Origin of the sequence: Erwinia pyrifoliae DSM 12163, assembly GCF_000026985.1 — a bacterium.
Classification (GTDB): domain Bacteria; phylum Pseudomonadota; class Gammaproteobacteria; order Enterobacterales; family Enterobacteriaceae; genus Erwinia; species Erwinia pyrifoliae.
Genome location: NC_017390.1, coordinates 1879244 through 1893770 on the forward strand (window position 1 = coordinate 1879244; position 14527 = coordinate 1893770).

At 55.0% G+C, this 14527-nt stretch carries 16 protein-coding genes; 9 read left to right on the forward strand and 7 right to left on the reverse strand.

The annotated features are described in order from the left end of the window. Positions 1-196: 196 nt before the first annotated feature. The 6 genes from EPYR_RS08355 (at position 197) to oppF (ending at position 7591) form a co-directional block, all read left to right on the forward strand. Positions 197-1831, forward strand: coding sequence for an ABC transporter substrate-binding protein (locus tag EPYR_RS08355; RefSeq protein ID WP_012667961.1), 1635 nt, complete (start codon positions 197-199; stop codon positions 1829-1831). Between the two features lie 173 nt (positions 1832-2004). Continuing rightward, entirely contained in the window at positions 2005-3636 is a 1632-nt protein-coding gene (gene oppA / locus EPYR_RS08360; RefSeq protein WP_012667962.1) for an oligopeptide ABC transporter substrate-binding protein OppA, read from the forward strand. Positions 3637-3721: 85 nt separating this feature from the next. Beyond that, positions 3722-4642 carry an oligopeptide ABC transporter permease OppB gene (oppB, locus tag EPYR_RS08365; RefSeq protein WP_012667963.1) on the forward strand — a complete coding sequence of 307 codons (921 nt, stop codon included), beginning with the start codon at positions 3722-3724 and terminating at the stop codon, positions 4640-4642. Between the two features lie 14 nt (positions 4643-4656). Next, entirely contained in the window at positions 4657-5565 is a 909-nt protein-coding gene (oppC, locus tag EPYR_RS08370) for an oligopeptide ABC transporter permease OppC (RefSeq protein ID WP_012667964.1), read from the forward strand. An 11-nt stretch (positions 5566-5576) separates the two neighbouring features. After that, the gene (oppD, locus tag EPYR_RS08375) at positions 5577-6593 is read left to right on the forward strand and encodes an ABC transporter ATP-binding protein (RefSeq protein WP_012667965.1); all 1017 of its coding nucleotides are present in this window, start codon (positions 5577-5579) and stop codon (positions 6591-6593) included. Beyond that, positions 6590-7591: a murein tripeptide/oligopeptide ABC transporter ATP binding protein OppF gene (gene oppF, locus EPYR_RS08380; RefSeq protein ID WP_012667966.1), complete on the forward strand. Its 1002-nt coding sequence runs from the start codon at positions 6590-6592 to the stop codon at positions 7589-7591. The genes oppD and oppF overlap by 4 nt, the downstream gene beginning before the upstream one ends. 98 nt (positions 7592-7689) lie before the next feature. Here the strand turns inward: oppF and EPYR_RS08385 are convergent, their stop codons facing one another. Both EPYR_RS08385 and cls read right to left on the reverse strand, forming a co-directional pair. Beyond that, positions 7690-8013: an HI1450 family dsDNA-mimic protein gene (locus tag EPYR_RS08385; protein ID WP_012667967.1), complete on the reverse strand. Its 324-nt coding sequence runs from the start codon at positions 8011-8013 to the stop codon at positions 7690-7692. Positions 8014-8060: 47 nt separating this feature from the next. Beyond that, a complete protein-coding gene (gene cls, locus EPYR_RS08390) occupies positions 8061-9521 on the reverse strand; it encodes a cardiolipin synthase (RefSeq protein ID WP_012667968.1) in 1461 nt (486 codons plus the stop codon). Between the two features lie 191 nt (positions 9522-9712). On the opposite strand from cls, the gene EPYR_RS21350 reads away from it, so the two are divergent. Further along, positions 9713-9826, forward strand: coding sequence for a YciY family protein (locus EPYR_RS21350; protein WP_014538870.1), 114 nt, complete (start codon positions 9713-9715; stop codon positions 9824-9826). Positions 9827-9871: 45 nt separating this feature from the next. Here the strand turns inward: EPYR_RS21350 and EPYR_RS08395 are convergent, their stop codons facing one another. Beyond that, positions 9872-10168 (reverse strand): YciI family protein, encoded by a 297-nt coding sequence (locus tag EPYR_RS08395; RefSeq protein ID WP_012667969.1) that lies wholly within the window; start codon positions 10166-10168, stop codon positions 9872-9874. 204 nt (positions 10169-10372) lie between these two features. Here EPYR_RS08395 and tonB point away from each other — a divergent pair, with 204 nt between their 5' ends. Next, positions 10373-11086 (forward strand): TonB system transport protein TonB, encoded by a 714-nt coding sequence (tonB, locus tag EPYR_RS08400; protein ID WP_012667970.1) that lies wholly within the window; start codon positions 10373-10375, stop codon positions 11084-11086. A gap of 73 nt (positions 11087-11159) precedes the next feature. On the opposite strand, the gene yciA is transcribed toward tonB, so the two are convergent. From yciA to EPYR_RS08415, 3 genes are all read right to left on the reverse strand, one after another. Further along, positions 11160-11588, reverse strand: coding sequence for an acyl-CoA thioester hydrolase YciA (gene yciA / locus EPYR_RS08405; protein WP_012667971.1), 429 nt, complete (start codon positions 11586-11588; stop codon positions 11160-11162). A 71-nt stretch (positions 11589-11659) separates the two neighbouring features. After that, a complete protein-coding gene (locus EPYR_RS08410) occupies positions 11660-12196 on the reverse strand; it encodes a septation protein A (protein ID WP_012667972.1) in 537 nt (178 codons plus the stop codon). A 76-nt stretch (positions 12197-12272) separates the two neighbouring features. Continuing rightward, a complete protein-coding gene (locus EPYR_RS08415; protein WP_012667973.1) occupies positions 12273-13010 on the reverse strand; it encodes a YciC family protein in 738 nt (245 codons plus the stop codon). A gap of 371 nt (positions 13011-13381) precedes the next feature. On the opposite strand from EPYR_RS08415, the gene ompW reads away from it, so the two are divergent. Beyond that, on the forward strand, positions 13382-14014 hold the full coding sequence (gene ompW, locus EPYR_RS08420) for an outer membrane protein OmpW (RefSeq protein ID WP_012667974.1): 633 nt from the start codon (positions 13382-13384) through the stop codon (positions 14012-14014). A 107-nt stretch (positions 14015-14121) separates the two neighbouring features. On the opposite strand, the gene EPYR_RS08425 is transcribed toward ompW, so the two are convergent. Further along, positions 14122-14436: a BON domain-containing protein gene (locus tag EPYR_RS08425; RefSeq protein WP_014538873.1), complete on the reverse strand. Its 315-nt coding sequence runs from the start codon at positions 14434-14436 to the stop codon at positions 14122-14124. Positions 14437-14527 lie beyond the last annotated feature (91 nt).

Genomic DNA, 14527 nt, shown 5'->3' on the forward strand with positions numbered 1-14527 from the left:
TAAATAACTCTATCCCCCTGTCTCTTTATCATGTTAAAAGAGAATGGGTTAACATTTTTATCATTTGGCATTAGGCGAGCTAAGATATTTCTGATAATTTTCAATAAATCGGCAAAGATTGGCATCAGATGTGCAAGATTTTGCTGGCGCGCTGCCGGGTTAGAGCAGGCTTCTACGATAAAGGGGTTAATGCCTGATGAAATATATTAAGTCACGGTGTCTGGCGACGACCGGAATGGGAATGCTGTTTAGCCTGTGGAGCATGCAGGCACTTACCGCCGATATTCCGGCGGGGGTTAGGCTGAGTGACAGCCAGAAGCTGGTGATTAATAACGGCACGGAGCCATCATCCCTCGATCCACAAAAAAGCGAAGGGGTGCCGGAAAGTGATGTGACCCTGAACCTGCTGGAAGGCCTGGTCACCACCGATAATAACGGCAAGCTGGCACCCGGCGTGGCGCAAAGCTGGCAGAACCAGCAGGGCAAGGTGTGGATCTTAACGCTGCGCCCCGATGCGCGCTGGAGTAACGGTGAGCCGGTGACCGCTGACGATTTCGTCTATAGCTGGCAGCGACTGGTCAGAGCCGATACCGCTTCGCCCTATGCCAGCTTTGCACAGGCCGCACACCTGCTTAATGCCGATAAGATACTGGCGGGTCAGCTTCCTGCCAGCGCGCTGGGCGTTCGGGCGCTGGATGCGCATCATCTTGAAGTCACGCTGAGCGAACCCGTACCCTATTTTCTCGCGATGGCCGCCCATACCCCCTTTAAGCCGTTAAATCGTCGCACTATTGAAACCTGGGGCGAGAAGTGGACGCAGCCCGCGCACTATGTGGGGAACGGAGCCTACACGCTAAGTGACTGGGTAATTAATGAAAAAATCGTGCTTAAGCGCAATCCGCAGTACTGGAACAATGGCAAAACGGCGATCGAGCAGGTCACTTTTCTGCCCATTTCATCGGAAACCAGTGATGTTAACCGCTACCGCAGCGGAGAGATCGATATCAGCAACAGTGCACTGCCGCCGGACCGCTTCCGGCAGCTTAAGCAGCAGCTGGGCGCGCAGGTTCATGTCAGCCCCTACCTTTGTACTTTTTATTACGAGCTGAATAACCGCCGCCCGCCGTTTAACGATGCGCGGGTGCGCGCTGCGGTGAAGATGACGCTGGATCGCACCATTATTGTGGAAAAAATCATGGGGCAGGGACAGATCCCGGCTTACAGCCTGACGCCACCCTATACCGATGGCGCGGCGTTAACGCCTCCGGCGTGGTTCACGATCGGCCAGCAGCAGCGTAATCAGCAGGCTAAAGCCGTGCTGGCAGAAGCGGGTTACAACGCCAGCAATCCACTGCGCTTTTCACTGCTGTACAACACCTCTGACGTCAACAAACAGCAGGCGATTGCTGCTGCATCAATGTGGAGTAAAAACCTCGGGGCGCAGGTGACTTTACACAATCAGGAGTGGAAAACCCTGCTCGATACTCGCCACCAGGGCAACTACGACGTGGCGCGTGCCACCTGGTGTTCCGACTATAACGAGCCTTCTACCTTCCTCAATATGATGATTGGCAATGCCTCAACCAATACCACATTTTACCGCAGCGCGGCCTTTGACGAGCTGATGAAAAGCTCGCTGACCGTTGCCGATAATGCGCAGCGGGCGCAGATTTACCGGCAGGCCGAGCAGCTGCTGGATAAGGATTCTGCCCTGGTTCCGGTCTATTACCGCGTTAGCGCCCGACTGATAAAACCCTGGGTGGGCGGCTACAGCGGCAAAGACCCACAAGATCATATGGACGTTAAATACTTTTATATTACCCGTCACTGAACCACAGGGCTTAGCCTGGGGGGAGAGGATGATAGCAAACCATAGCGCACATTCGCGCATATAAAAAAACAGACCGGGCTGGCGCGTTCCGTCGCCCGGTGAAGTTTTCCCGACAGGGGACAGCCACGGTGCCCGGCACACGTTGGTACATATAAAACAGGAGTAGGTCAATAATGAAACATATCACCAAGAATACGCTGATCGCCGCTGGCGTCATGGCCGCTTTGACCGGCAACCTGGCGTGGGCCGCTGACGTTCCGGCCGGCGTGCAGCTGGCGGATAAGCAGGAGCTGGTCAAGGGCAACGGTGCCGAGCCGCAGTCGCTCGATCCGCACAAGATCGAAGGCGTTACGGAATCAAATATCAACCGCGACATTCTGGAAGGTCTGGTTATTGCCGATACAGAGGGTCAAGTGATCCCCGGCGTGGCGGAAAGCTGGGAAAGTAAAGAGGGCGGCAAGGTATGGATTTTCCATCTGCGCAACACCGCGAAATGGTCTAACGGCGAGCCGGTCACCGCGCAGGACTTTGTCTACAGCTGGCAGCGGCTGGCTGACCCGAAAACCGCGTCGCCCTATGCCAGCTATCTGCAATATGGCCACCTGCTGAACGTCGATGACATTATCGCCGGCAAGAAGTCGCCGGATACCCTCGGCGTGAAGGCGGTTGATCCTCATACGTTACAGGTGACGCTCAGTGACGCCGTACCTTACTTTTACAAGCTGCTGATCCACGCATCCATGTCACCTGTCTACAAACCGGCGGTGGAGAAGTTCGGTGAAAAATGGACCCAGCCAGCGAATTTCGTCGGCAACGGCGCGTTTAAACCGGCAGAGTGGGTGGTAAACGAACGGATCGTGCTGGAGCGCAACCCGCAGTATTGGGATAACGCCCATACCGTGCTGAACAAGGTCACTTTCCTGCCGATCTCGTCTGAAGTCACCGATACCAACCGCTATCGCAGCGGCAGCAGCGATATGACCTTCAACTATTTACCGATCGAACTGTATCAGAAGCTGAAAAAAGAGATCCCGGCTGAAATTCACGCTGAACCCTATCTTTGCACCTACTATTACGAGATCAATAACCAGAAGCCACCGTTCAACGATGTGCGCGTGCGTACCGCGTTAAAACTGGGCCTTGACCGCTATATTCTGGTGAATAAGGTGAAAGCGCAGGGCGAAGATCCGGCTTACAGCTTTACGCCTCCTTATACCGACGGCATTAAGCTGACTCCGCCGGAGTGGTTCACCTGGTCACAGGACAAGCGTAACGAAGAAGCGAAAAAACTGCTGGCGGCAGCGGGTTACACCGCCGATAAGCCACTAACCTTTGACCTGCTGTACAACACCTCCGATCTGCATAAAAAGCTGGCGATTGCCGCCGCCTCCATCTGGAAAAAGAACCTTGGGGTGAACGTTAAGCTGCAAAACCAGGAGTGGAAAACCTACATTGATACCCGCCATCAGGGCAGCTTTGACGTGGCGCGTGCGGCCTGGTGTGCCGACTACAATGAACCGAGTAGTTTTGTGAATATGCTGTTGTCAGACAGCAGCAACAATACCTCTCACTACAAGAGCGCGGCCTTTGATAAGGCGGTGAAGGCGACACTGCAGGCGAAAGATGAAAGCCAACGTGCCGCCGACTATAGCGCAGCAGAGAAAGTCCTTGATGCTGAATCCGGCATCATTCCGGTCTATTACTACAAAAATCTGCGCCTGGTGAAGCCGTGGGTCGGCGGCTATAACGGAAAAGATCCGCTGGATAATATCCGCGATAAAAATCTGTACATTATTCAACATTAAGCAGGTCGGGCAGCGAGCTGCCCGTTTAACGCAATGTCACCGCAGCGGCTGTGCCGCTGCGGCTTAACGCCAGCAGGTACGGGCAATGTTAAAATTTATTCTGCGTCGTTTTCTCGAAGCGATCCCGACGCTCTTTATTCTGATCACCATTTCTTTCTTTATGATGCGGCTGGCACCCGGTAGCCCCTTCACCGGCGAGCGTCAGCTGACGCCAGAAGTCATGGCCAATATTGAAGCCAAATATCATCTCAATGACCCGATGTGGAAGCAGTATCTCAACTATCTTCAGCAGCTGGCGCACGGGGATTTCGGCCCGTCGTTTAAATACAAAGACTATTCGGTTAACGACCTGGTCGCCGCTTCATTCCCGGTCTCCGCCAGGCTGGGCGCGGCGGCATTTCTGTTTGCGCTGGTCTTTGGCGTTAGCGCTGGGGTGATCGCTGCGCTGAAGCAAAACAGCAAATGGGATTATGCGGTAATGGGGGTGGCGATGACCGGCATCGTTATTCCGAGCTTTGTGGTGGCACCGCTGCTGGTGCTGCTGTTCTCGATTACCCTGAAATGGTTGCCCGGCGGTGGCTGGAATGGCGGGGCGCTGAAGTATATGCTCCTGCCAATGGTGGCGCTGTCGCTGGCCTATATTGCCAGCATTGCGCGTATAACCCGTGGTTCAATGATTGAAGTTTTGCACTCCAACTTTATCCGTACCGCCCGCGCCAAAGGTCTGCCGATGCACCGCATCGTGCTGCGCCACGCGCTGAAGCCCGCGCTGCTGCCGGTGCTCTCCTACCTCGGGCCTGCTTTCGTCGGCATTATTACCGGTTCGATGGTGATTGAAACCATTTACGGCCTGCCCGGCATCGGCCAGCTGTTTGTTAACGGCGCGCTTAACCGCGACTACTCGCTGGTGTTAAGTCTGACCATTCTGGTCGGCGCATTAACCATCTTGTTTAACGCGATTGTTGACGTGCTGTACGCCGTTATCGATCCAAAAATTCGTTACTGATTCTGGAGCTGGCAATGAAGTTAAGTCATAAAAACAGCGAAGCCCTGGATAAATTCAGCGAAAAGCTTGAAATCGAAGGGCGCAGCCTGTGGCAGGATGCGCGCCGTCGCTTTATTCACAACCGCGCGGCGCTGGCCAGCCTGGTCGTGCTGCTGCTGGTGACGCTGTTCGTGGTACTGGCCCCGATGCTGTCGCCGTTCACCTATGATGATACCGACTGGGCGATGATGTCAGCCGCGCCGGACATCGCTTCCGGTCACTATATGGGCACCGACTCCTCCGGGCGCGATCTGCTGGTGCGCGTGGCAATCGGCGGGCGCATCTCGCTGATGGTGGGCGTTGCCGCCGCGCTGGTGGCAGTGGTGCTCGGCACGCTTTACGGCACCCTGGCGGGGTATATCGGCGGTAAAACCGACTCGGTAATGATGCGCCTGCTGGAGATCCTCAACTCATTTCCGTTTATGTTCTTCGTTATCCTGCTGGTGACCTTTTTCGGTCAGAATATCCTGCTGATATTTGTCGCCATCGGCATGGTTTCCTGGCTGGATATGGCGCGTATCGTGCGTGGTCAGACGTTGAGCCTGAAGCGTAAAGAGTTTATTGAAGCCGCCGAGGTCGGGGGTGTCTCTACCTTCAAAATCGTGCTGCGCCACATTGTGCCTAATGTGCTGGGCGTTGTGGTGGTTTACGCCTCGCTGCTGGTGCCCAGCATGATCCTGTTTGAGTCGTTCCTTAGCTTCCTCGGTTTGGGCACCCAGGAGCCGTTAAGCAGCTGGGGCGCACTGCTCAGCGACGGGGCCAATTCCATGGAAGTTTCGCCGTGGCTGCTGCTTTATCCGGCGGCGTTCCTCGTCATTACCCTGTTCTGTTTTAACTTTATCGGCGATGGTTTACGTGATGCCCTCGACCCGAAAGATCGTTAAGGATTTTCCCGATGAGAGTAATTGAATTAAAGCCCGCAATGGCGAAAACCCAGGGAAGCGAACCTCTGCTGGATGTGAAAGACCTGCGCGTCACCTTCAGTACCCCGGACGGCGATGTGACGGCGGTCAACGACCTTAACTTCAGCCTGCATGCCGGGGAAACGCTTGGCATTGTCGGCGAGTCAGGTTCCGGAAAATCACAGACCGCTTTCGCCCTGATGGGGCTGCTAGCCAGCAACGGCCGTATTGGCGGTTCGGCGCGATTCCACGGTGCCGAAATTCTCAATCTGCCGGAAAAGCAGCTGAATAAGCTGCGCGCCGAGCAAATCGCCATGATTTTCCAGGATCCGATGACCTCGCTGAACCCCTATATGCGCGTCGGTGAGCAGCTGATGGAAGTGTTGCAGCTGCACAAAGGGCTGAAGGGCGCTCAGGCGTTTGAAGAGTCGGTGCGCATGCTGGATGCGGTCAAAATGCCGGAGGCGCGCAAACGCATGAACATGTTCCCGCATGAATTTTCAGGCGGCATGCGCCAGCGCGTGATGATTGCCATGGCGCTGCTGTGCAAACCAAAATTGCTCATCGCCGATGAGCCGACCACCGCACTTGACGTCACCGTTCAGGCGCAAATTATGACCCTGCTGAATGAACTGAAACGGGAGTTCAATACCGCCATTATTATGATCACCCACGATCTGGGCGTGGTGGCGGGCATCTGCGATCGCGTGCTGGTGATGTATGCCGGGCGCACCATGGAATATGGTGATGCGCGCCATGTCTTTTACCAGCCGACGCATCCTTACTCCATTGGCCTGCTGGACGCAGTACCGCGCCTGGATGCGCCAGCCGGTGAGTCGCTGATTACCATCCCCGGCAACCCGCCCAACCTGCTGCGCCTGCCGGGCGGTTGCCCGTTCCAGCCGCGCTGCCCGCATGCTATGGAAGTATGCACGACCACACCGCCGCTTGAGGCTTTTGCGCCAGGCCGACTGCGTGCCTGCTTCAAACCCGTGGAGGAACTGGTATGAATAGCGTGGCAGAGAAAAAGATCCTGCTGGAAATTGCCGACCTGAAGGTCCATTTCGATATCAAAGATGGGCGGCAGTGGTTCTGGCAAGCCCCCAAGACCCTGAAGGCGGTAGACGGCGTCAGTCTGCGTTTATACGAAGGTGAAACGCTGGGAATTGTTGGCGAGTCCGGCTGTGGCAAGTCCACGCTGGCGCGGGCGATTATCGGGCTGGTGAAAGCCACCGACGGACGCGTGGCGTGGCTGGGGCGCGATTTGCTCGGGCAAAGTGCCGAACAATGGCGCGCGGCGCGCAGCGATATTCAGATGATATTCCAGGATCCGCTGGCATCGCTTAATCCACGTATGACCATTGGAGATATCATCGCGGAACCGCTGCGTACCTACCATCCGGACATGGCGCGTGAGCAGGTGAAAGAGCGCGTGAAAACGATGATGATGAAAGTGGGGCTGCTACCTAATCTGATTAACCGCTATCCGCACGAGTTCTCCGGCGGCCAGTGCCAGCGTATCGGCATCGCCCGCGCTTTAATCCTGGAACCTAAACTGATTATCTGCGATGAGCCGGTCTCGGCGCTGGACGTATCAATTCAGGCTCAGGTGGTCAATTTGTTGCAGAATTTGCAGCGTGAGATGGGTCTGTCGCTGATTTTTATTGCGCACGATCTGGCGGTGGTAAAGCATATCTCTGACCGCGTACTGGTGATGTATCTTGGTCACCCGGTGGAACTGGGCACCTATGACGAGGTGTACCAGAACCCGCAGCACCCCTATACCCGTGCGCTGATGTCAGCAGTGCCGATCCCCGATCCCGATCTGGAGAAAAACAAAACTATCCAGTTACTGGAAGGAGAACTGCCGTCACCTATCGATCCCCCATCGGGCTGCGTTTTCCGCACCCGCTGCCCGATAGCCGGGCCGGAATGTGCCGTAACGCGCCCGTTGCTGGAGGGCAGTTTCCGCCATGCGGTATCCTGCCTGAAGGTCGATCCGCTGTGATGCGCGGGTAATGCAGCCGTCAGGTTAGCAGACACCACCGGTTAGCGCATCATCGTGAACGTGGCTGAATGGCAGCCACGTTCAATATGGCCGTTATATCACTCTTTCCACAAAATATGACACAGCTTATGGTCTTTCTCGCGGCATAGCAGCACGCGGGCAAACACATCACTAATCGGCTCACCGTCTGCTTCGCCCAGGCCGATCACCACTTCAGCGAAAAAGTCCGGATTAAGGTCGAAGTCAACATGCTCAGCCCAGTCTTCAGCGGGATCGTACAGCTCTGCGCCGCCGCGCTGCTCAAACTGAAGATTGAACAGAATCACATCGGCGGGGTCGAGATTATCGACGGCCAGCTCAAGGAAAATATCGTATGCCTGTTCCAGGGTTTCGTCTTCGCTCAGGCGGTTGTTTAAATCCATAATGGTTCCTGTATTGCCTTTGAGGGCGCTGTGCTTTTTGGCTCGTTTTACAGTAACGGGCTGAAGAAGTAAAACAGTCGTTCAACAATGCGCTGCCAGTATGCCCGGTGCGCCCAACGCCTGGCATCAAGCAGGCGGGAGCGGGCGATATAATCCTCCTGAACGCGGGCCAGGTCGCTGCCAAATCCGTCATCATCGATCACCAGCGTTATCTCAAAGTTGAGCCACAGACTGCGCATATCCAGATTGACGGTGCCGACCAGGCTTAGCTGGCCGTCAACCAGAATACTTTTACTGTGTAGCAGCCCGCCCTCGAACTGATAGATTTTCACGCCGGCGGCCAGCATTTCATCAAAGAAGGCCCGGCTGGCCCAGCGCACCAGCAGCGAGTCATTGTGGCGGGGCACAATAATGCTGACCTCAACGCCGCGCCAGGCGGCGGTACAAATGGCATGCAGCAGGTCATCGCTGGGCACAAAGTAGGGGGTGGTCATGATCAGCTGCTCACGCGCCGAGTAGACGGCCGTTAACAACGCCTGGTGTATCATATCTTCCGGGAAGCCGGGACCGGAAGCGATTACCTGAATGGTATGGCCGCTCTCCTGCTCAAACGGCATCACATTGTCGTCGGGCGGGGGGGGCAGAATACGCTTGCCGGTTTCAATCTCCCAGTCGCAGGCGTAGATAATGCCCATGGTCGTTGCCACCGGGCCTTCCATTCGCGCCATCAGGTCTACCCACTGGCCGACCCCGGCATGTTGTTTGAAGAAGCGCGGGTCAACCAGATTCATGCTGCCGGTATAAGCAATATAATTATCAATCAGCACCACTTTGCGGTGCTGGCGCAAATCCATGCGGCGCAGGAACACGCGCAGCAGACTGACGCGCAGCGCTTCCACCACGTCTACCCCGGCATTGCGCATCATCGCCGGCCACGGGCTACGGAAGAAATCTACGCTGCCGGCCGAGTCAAGCAGCAGACGGCAATGCACCCCACGCCGTGCGGCCGCCATCAGCGCTTCCGCAACGTGGTCGGCGTGCCCGCCGGGTAGCCAGATGTAAAACACCATCTCAATGTTGTGGCGTGCCAGTTGAATATCGCGCACCAGCGTACGTAGCGTGTCGTCGGTACTGGTCAGCAACTGCAGCTGGTTGCCTTTTACTCCCGCCACCCCCTGACGCTTTTCACAAAGCTGAAACAGCGGTTGGGCCACATCGCTGTTCTCTTTGGCAAAAATAGGGTGACCGGACTTCAATTCGTTAAGCCAGCGGGCGGTAGATGGCCACATGGTGCGCGCCCGTTCAGCCCGGCGTTTACCGAGATGAAGTTCACCCAGAGAAAGATAAGCGATTATGCCGACCAGCGGCAGGATATAGATAATCAGCAGCCAGGCCATCGCAGATGGCACTGCGCGGCGCTTCATCAGGATGCGCAAGGTGACGCCGGCAATCAGCAACCAGTAACCGAATACCAGCAGCCAGCTCATCACGGTGTAAAAAGTGGTCATTAAGTGAATAGTCCCGTTCACACATCAGTGCGGTGAGTTTACGTGCAGTTAATCGCGCTGAAAACCTCAAAGCGGCAAACTGTTAAAAGACATCGGACCTTACAGAATGCAAGAAAGGTCTATCATGCGCCGCGAGTTTTCCTTATACAGATGTCCGGACAGAGGCTGTAATGAGATGAAGCAGAAATGATGTGGCGCGCTGGCTGGAAGGGCAATCACGTCGCTATGGGCATATGTACTCATTCCGCCATCAGCTGAGCCAGCAACAACGCCGCTCGATTTTGTTTATCAGCCCCATTCTCTGATGCTGTCACCGGGCCGGGAAGCTTTGCCGTCCGGGCGGCGACGGTTTAAAACGTCCGTTTAAATGGTTTGACCGTGGCGTGTTTGTAGGCTCCCGCCGCATTGTACGGGTCATCCTGCGCCCACTTCTGTGCCGCTTCCAGAGACGGGAATTCGGCAATGATGGTTGAACCGCTAAACCCCGCATCCCCCGGTTCGTTGCTGTCAACTGCCGGCATCGGGCCGGCAATAATCAGCCGCCCTTCGTCACGCAGTAACTGTAAGCGGGCAACGTGCGCCGGGCGCACCGCCGTGCGTTTCTCCAGAGAGTCAGCATGATCTTCAGCGTAAATGACATACAACACGTTTGAGAACTCCTGTCGGGGGGATGTGATTCGGCTTCACGTTAAGCGATCGTTAACGTTTGTGCAAATAAAGATTATTCAGCCGTCGCTAAGGCCGGTTTGATGAACTTTAAGGTGCAAAACAGCGATTATCGCTGCGCGTTTGTTGAAACTGATTGCTATTTGCATTTAAAATCGTCACCTCACATGATGACCAGAAAGATTATGACCACGCTGATAACTGATTTACCTCGCCGCTCACCGCTGCCATTGCTTGGCTCGATCGCACTGCATGGAGCGGTGATTGGGGCAATGCTGTATGCCTCACTGCATCAGGCAGTGGACATGCCAAAAGCATCTCAGCCAATTAGCGTATCGATGGTGGCACCTGAAATGCAGCCGGAACCACAGGCTGTACCGCCTGACGTCGCTCCGGAGCCTGAAGCCGAAGCAGAACCCGAACCCGAACCGGTAAAAAAAGAGCCGGTAGCCATTCCCAAGCCTGAGCCTAAGCCCAAACCCAAACCAAAACCGGTTAAGAAAGAGGTGGTGAAGCCGAAGCCGGAGGTGAAGCCTCGCCCGGCCGCCCCGTTGGAAACCCGGCCGGCAGAACAGGCTAAACCCTCCACCGCGCCGAAAAATTCGCCATCGCCTTCCAGTGCGCTGTCAAGCGGACCGCGTGCGTTAAGCGTGGGTAAGCCGTCTTATCCCGCCCGCGCCTTTGCCTTGCACATCGAAGGGCAAGTACGCGTGCAGTTCGACGTTGACAGTTCGGGGCAGGTGGACAACATTCGTATCTTGTCGGCAGAGCCGCGCAATATGTTCGAACGTGAAGTGAAACAGGCGATGCGCAAGTGGCGTTATGAGGCGGGTAAACCAGGTAAAGACCTTACCATGAACATTCAGTTCAAGCTTAATGGTGGTTCCAGCATCGGCTAACGCCGTAAGCCCCATGCCGGCGAATGCTCCGGGCGCTGAATACAGGCAGCTCCCGGAGGTTAACGAAAAGGGATTAAGGCTGCGGGTCTGCGCTAAAGTGGCTTTTACCCTCCGGCAGCGGGCGCGGTTTTCCCTGGCTGTCCACCGCGACGTAAATAAATACCGCTTCGGTGGTGCAGTAGCGTTGACCAATCGGTTCCGATGATACTTTCTTGATCCACACTTCAATATTGACGGTGACGGAACTGGTGCCGGTGCGCACGCAGCGCGCGTGGCAGCAAACAACATCGCCCACCGCCACCGGCTTCATAAATGTCATGCCGTCAACCCGTACGGTAACCACACGTCCTCCGGCAATCTCCTTAGCCAGAATAGCGCCGCCCATGTCCATTTGTGACATCAGCCAGCCGCCAAAAATATCGCCGTTAGCGTTGGTATCTGCCGGCATGGCAAGCGTGCGCAGCACCATCTCGCCCTGCGGGGTTCTCAGTTGTTTGCTCATTATTTGCTCTTTGAATGGTTCGCTGGTGTGGTCTTTCATTCCCCGGCAAGGAGCTTGCCGGGGAAGGGCATTTATTTTTCTTCTTGTGGCATCAAACGATAAATATATATGCCGCTCAACAGGGTAAACAGCAGCGTCAGGCCGCTCAGGCCAAAGACTTTAAAGTTCATCCATGTGTCCTGAGTCAGCCAGAACGCAACGTAGATGTTAGCCACGCCACAGGCGAGGAAAAACAGCGCCCAGGCAAGGTTCAGGCGGCGCCAGGCAAATGCGGGCAGTTGGATCTCTTTGCCCAACATTTTCTGAATCAGCGGCTGCTGCATAAACCCGTGGCTGAACAGCAGTGCGGTGGCAAAAAGACCATAAATGATGGTCACTTTCCACTTAATAAAATCAGGATTATGCAGGGCAATCGTCAAGGTGCCAAAAACAGCCACCATGGCAAAGGTAATCAGCGACATTTTTTCCAGCTTGCGATACAGCAGCCAACTGATGGCCAGCGCGATAGCCGAAGCGACAATCAGCGCGCCGGATGCGACGAAAATGTCGTACAGCTTGTAGAAAACAAAAAATACCACAAGGGGGAGAAAGTCGAGTAATTGCTTCATAGCGGCCTCCAGATAACAGGCTAATGCGAAATATCATTATGCAATGAAATGCCCCTGTCGAGGCATTCATCCACAATCAACGTAACAGCATATACAAACGTGACAGATAAATAATCAGCGCGGCAGAAAGCAGATTGCTCAGTGCATTCAGCAGCACCGAGGCAACATCCGGCGGCAGCACCAGCAACGCCGAAGCCAGCAGCAGTACCATCAGCTTTGCCGCCATCCACAGAGTCACTGCCGGAGCCACCAGTTTCATCTGGCTCCAGCACAGGCGGAAGCTGGCGCGCATCGCTGCGAAAACGCCGACTTTCTCGGTGGTCATAATCATCGGTGCCAGCGCCAGAGTCACCGCCAGCAGAACGCCGGGAACCACCAGCGCCATAAAGCCGAGTTGGATGACCAGCGTCATCAGGAACGTCAACAGCAGCAGGCGTGGCAGCTCCGGGGCAGCGGAACCCATGGCGCGCAAAGCGCTGACCCGTTGCCCGGATGAAACCAAAGGGATCAGGCTTAACATGCCGCCCAGCAGCAGCACGTTCCCCATCAGTGAGGCAAAGGTTCCGGCGGCTGAAGCACGTAATAGTACCTGTTGCTGTTCGGGCGACATGTTGCGCACCATCTCCATCAGGTTGCTGGCAGAACGCGCTGCGCCGTCACCGAGGATCTGCATCTGATCGATACCCGGCGTCAGCGCCTTGCCGATGAGCATGGTGACAAATGAAGTCAGCAGCGCCATCAAAATAATGGTGATCAGCTGATGGCGGAAAAAATTCCCCGTGTCACGGTATAGCGAACCCGCCGTGATAGACATGTACTCTCCTTGAAAAGGCCGGTTTAAAGACCCGGCGATTGTACATGCTCCGGTGGGGTACTGGCACTCAGATTGACATAACTTTCGCTTAAAGAAGGTTTTAGCGGCGATTCTTTGCAGGACAGTGCGCATTTTACCGAACATTGCTCGCTAATCCGCAGATGCAAACCGACCGGGTTGTAGCGAACTTGTCTTTTGCATCTGGTGGAAATTGATCTAAATCAACCTGATGTTTTTTAACTTCTTTATCTGGAATTATTAGCATGACCAGTGGGTTAAAACAGCGTAAATATATGTCGCGAAATTTGGCTTAAGCCTCCGCAGAGGGTCCAGCCAAAGCACATGAATAAATTGAATGCAAAGGAGTGGTGATGAAGTTGAAAGCACTGGCATTGTCGGTCATCGCGGTGATGCCTGCGATCGCCTCCGCCCATCAGGCGGGTGATTTTTTTATGCGTGCGGGTTCGGCTACCGTGCGGCCAGGCGGCGGATCTGATGATGTGTTGGGTCTGGGGGAATTCAGTGTAGATAATAACACCCAGCTTGGTCTGACCTTTACCTGGATGGCAACTGACCACTTGGGTATTGAGCTACTGGCAGCCACGCCGTTCCGCCACAAAGTCGGTCTGGGGCCGACCGGGACATTGGCCACGGTGCGCCAGCTGCCGCCAACGCTGATGGCGCAGTGGTACTTTATGGACGATGCCAGCAAATGGCAGCCTTATGCGGGTATCGGAGTCAACTATACCCTGTTCTATCACGCTGATTTTAACCAGACGGGGCGTGACGCCGGACTGAGCGATCTGAGCGTTAAAAACAGCTGGGGCATGGCGGGTCAGGTGGGGCTGGATTACCAGCTAACCCCTGAATGGATGCTGAACGCCTCTGTGTGGTACATGGATATTGACACTAAGGTCAGCTTCAACGCCGGAGAAGCCCGACAGAGCATTGATACCCATATCGACCCGTGGGTATTCTTTATTGGAGCCGGTTACCGTTTCTGATTTGGCAATCCTGCTGCAAATGGCCGAAGCGCTGTACTGTCACGTTCGCCAACCGCACGAGACAAAAAAAGGCGCGATAATCGCGCCTTGATGATTGCGGTAACCGGTTACTTGATCTGCATATTGTTGACCACGGATTTCACCCCGGCCACGCCACGCGTAACCTGAACTGCGCGGTTTGCCGCCTGAGGTGAGATAACAAAGCCACTCAGCTGCACACGGCCTTTAAACGTTTCAACATTAATTTCAGTCGACTTAAGCGATTTATCGCCCAGTAAAGCCGTTTTGACTTTGGTGGTCACTACCGTGTCGTCGATATAACCACCCGTTCCTTCTTTGGTCGCCGTGGGTGCACAGGCACTGACTGATAATGCGACAACGGCTGCAATAATGGTACCTGACAAGACGTTAAACCATTTCATAGCGTACTCCCTGTTATTGTTCACGTTGACATTGCGTTTACCGACAAATGGCGGTACGCAGTAATTTTTGTCGACGAAGGTGATAATTGCA

Coding starts and splice junctions, on each gene's coding strand:
- EPYR_RS08355 (WP_012667961.1), top strand. CDS start 197: ATGAAATATATTAAGTCACGGTGTCTGGCGACGACCGGAATGGGAATG.
- oppA (WP_012667962.1), top strand. CDS start 2,005: ATGAAACATATCACCAAGAATACGCTGATCGCCGCTGGCGTCATGGCC.
- oppB (WP_012667963.1), top strand. CDS start 3,722: ATGTTAAAATTTATTCTGCGTCGTTTTCTCGAAGCGATCCCGACGCTC.
- oppC (WP_012667964.1), top strand. CDS start 4,657: ATGAAGTTAAGTCATAAAAACAGCGAAGCCCTGGATAAATTCAGCGAA.
- oppD (WP_012667965.1), top strand. CDS start 5,577: ATGAGAGTAATTGAATTAAAGCCCGCAATGGCGAAAACCCAGGGAAGC.
- oppF (WP_012667966.1), top strand. CDS start 6,590: ATGAATAGCGTGGCAGAGAAAAAGATCCTGCTGGAAATTGCCGACCTG.
- EPYR_RS08385 (WP_012667967.1), bottom strand. CDS start 8,013: ATGGATTTAAACAACCGCCTGAGCGAAGACGAAACCCTGGAACAGGCA.
- cls (WP_012667968.1), bottom strand. CDS start 9,521: ATGACCACTTTTTACACCGTGATGAGCTGGCTGCTGGTATTCGGTTAC.
- tonB (WP_012667970.1), top strand. CDS start 10,373: ATGACCACGCTGATAACTGATTTACCTCGCCGCTCACCGCTGCCATTG.
- yciA (WP_012667971.1), bottom strand. CDS start 11,588: ATGAGCAAACAACTGAGAACCCCGCAGGGCGAGATGGTGCTGCGCACG.
- EPYR_RS08410 (WP_012667972.1), bottom strand. CDS start 12,196: ATGAAGCAATTACTCGACTTTCTCCCCCTTGTGGTATTTTTTGTTTTC.
- EPYR_RS08415 (WP_012667973.1), bottom strand. CDS start 13,010: ATGTCTATCACGGCGGGTTCGCTATACCGTGACACGGGGAATTTTTTC.
- ompW (WP_012667974.1), top strand. CDS start 13,382: ATGAAGTTGAAAGCACTGGCATTGTCGGTCATCGCGGTGATGCCTGCG.
- EPYR_RS08425 (WP_014538873.1), bottom strand. CDS start 14,436: ATGAAATGGTTTAACGTCTTGTCAGGTACCATTATTGCAGCCGTTGTC.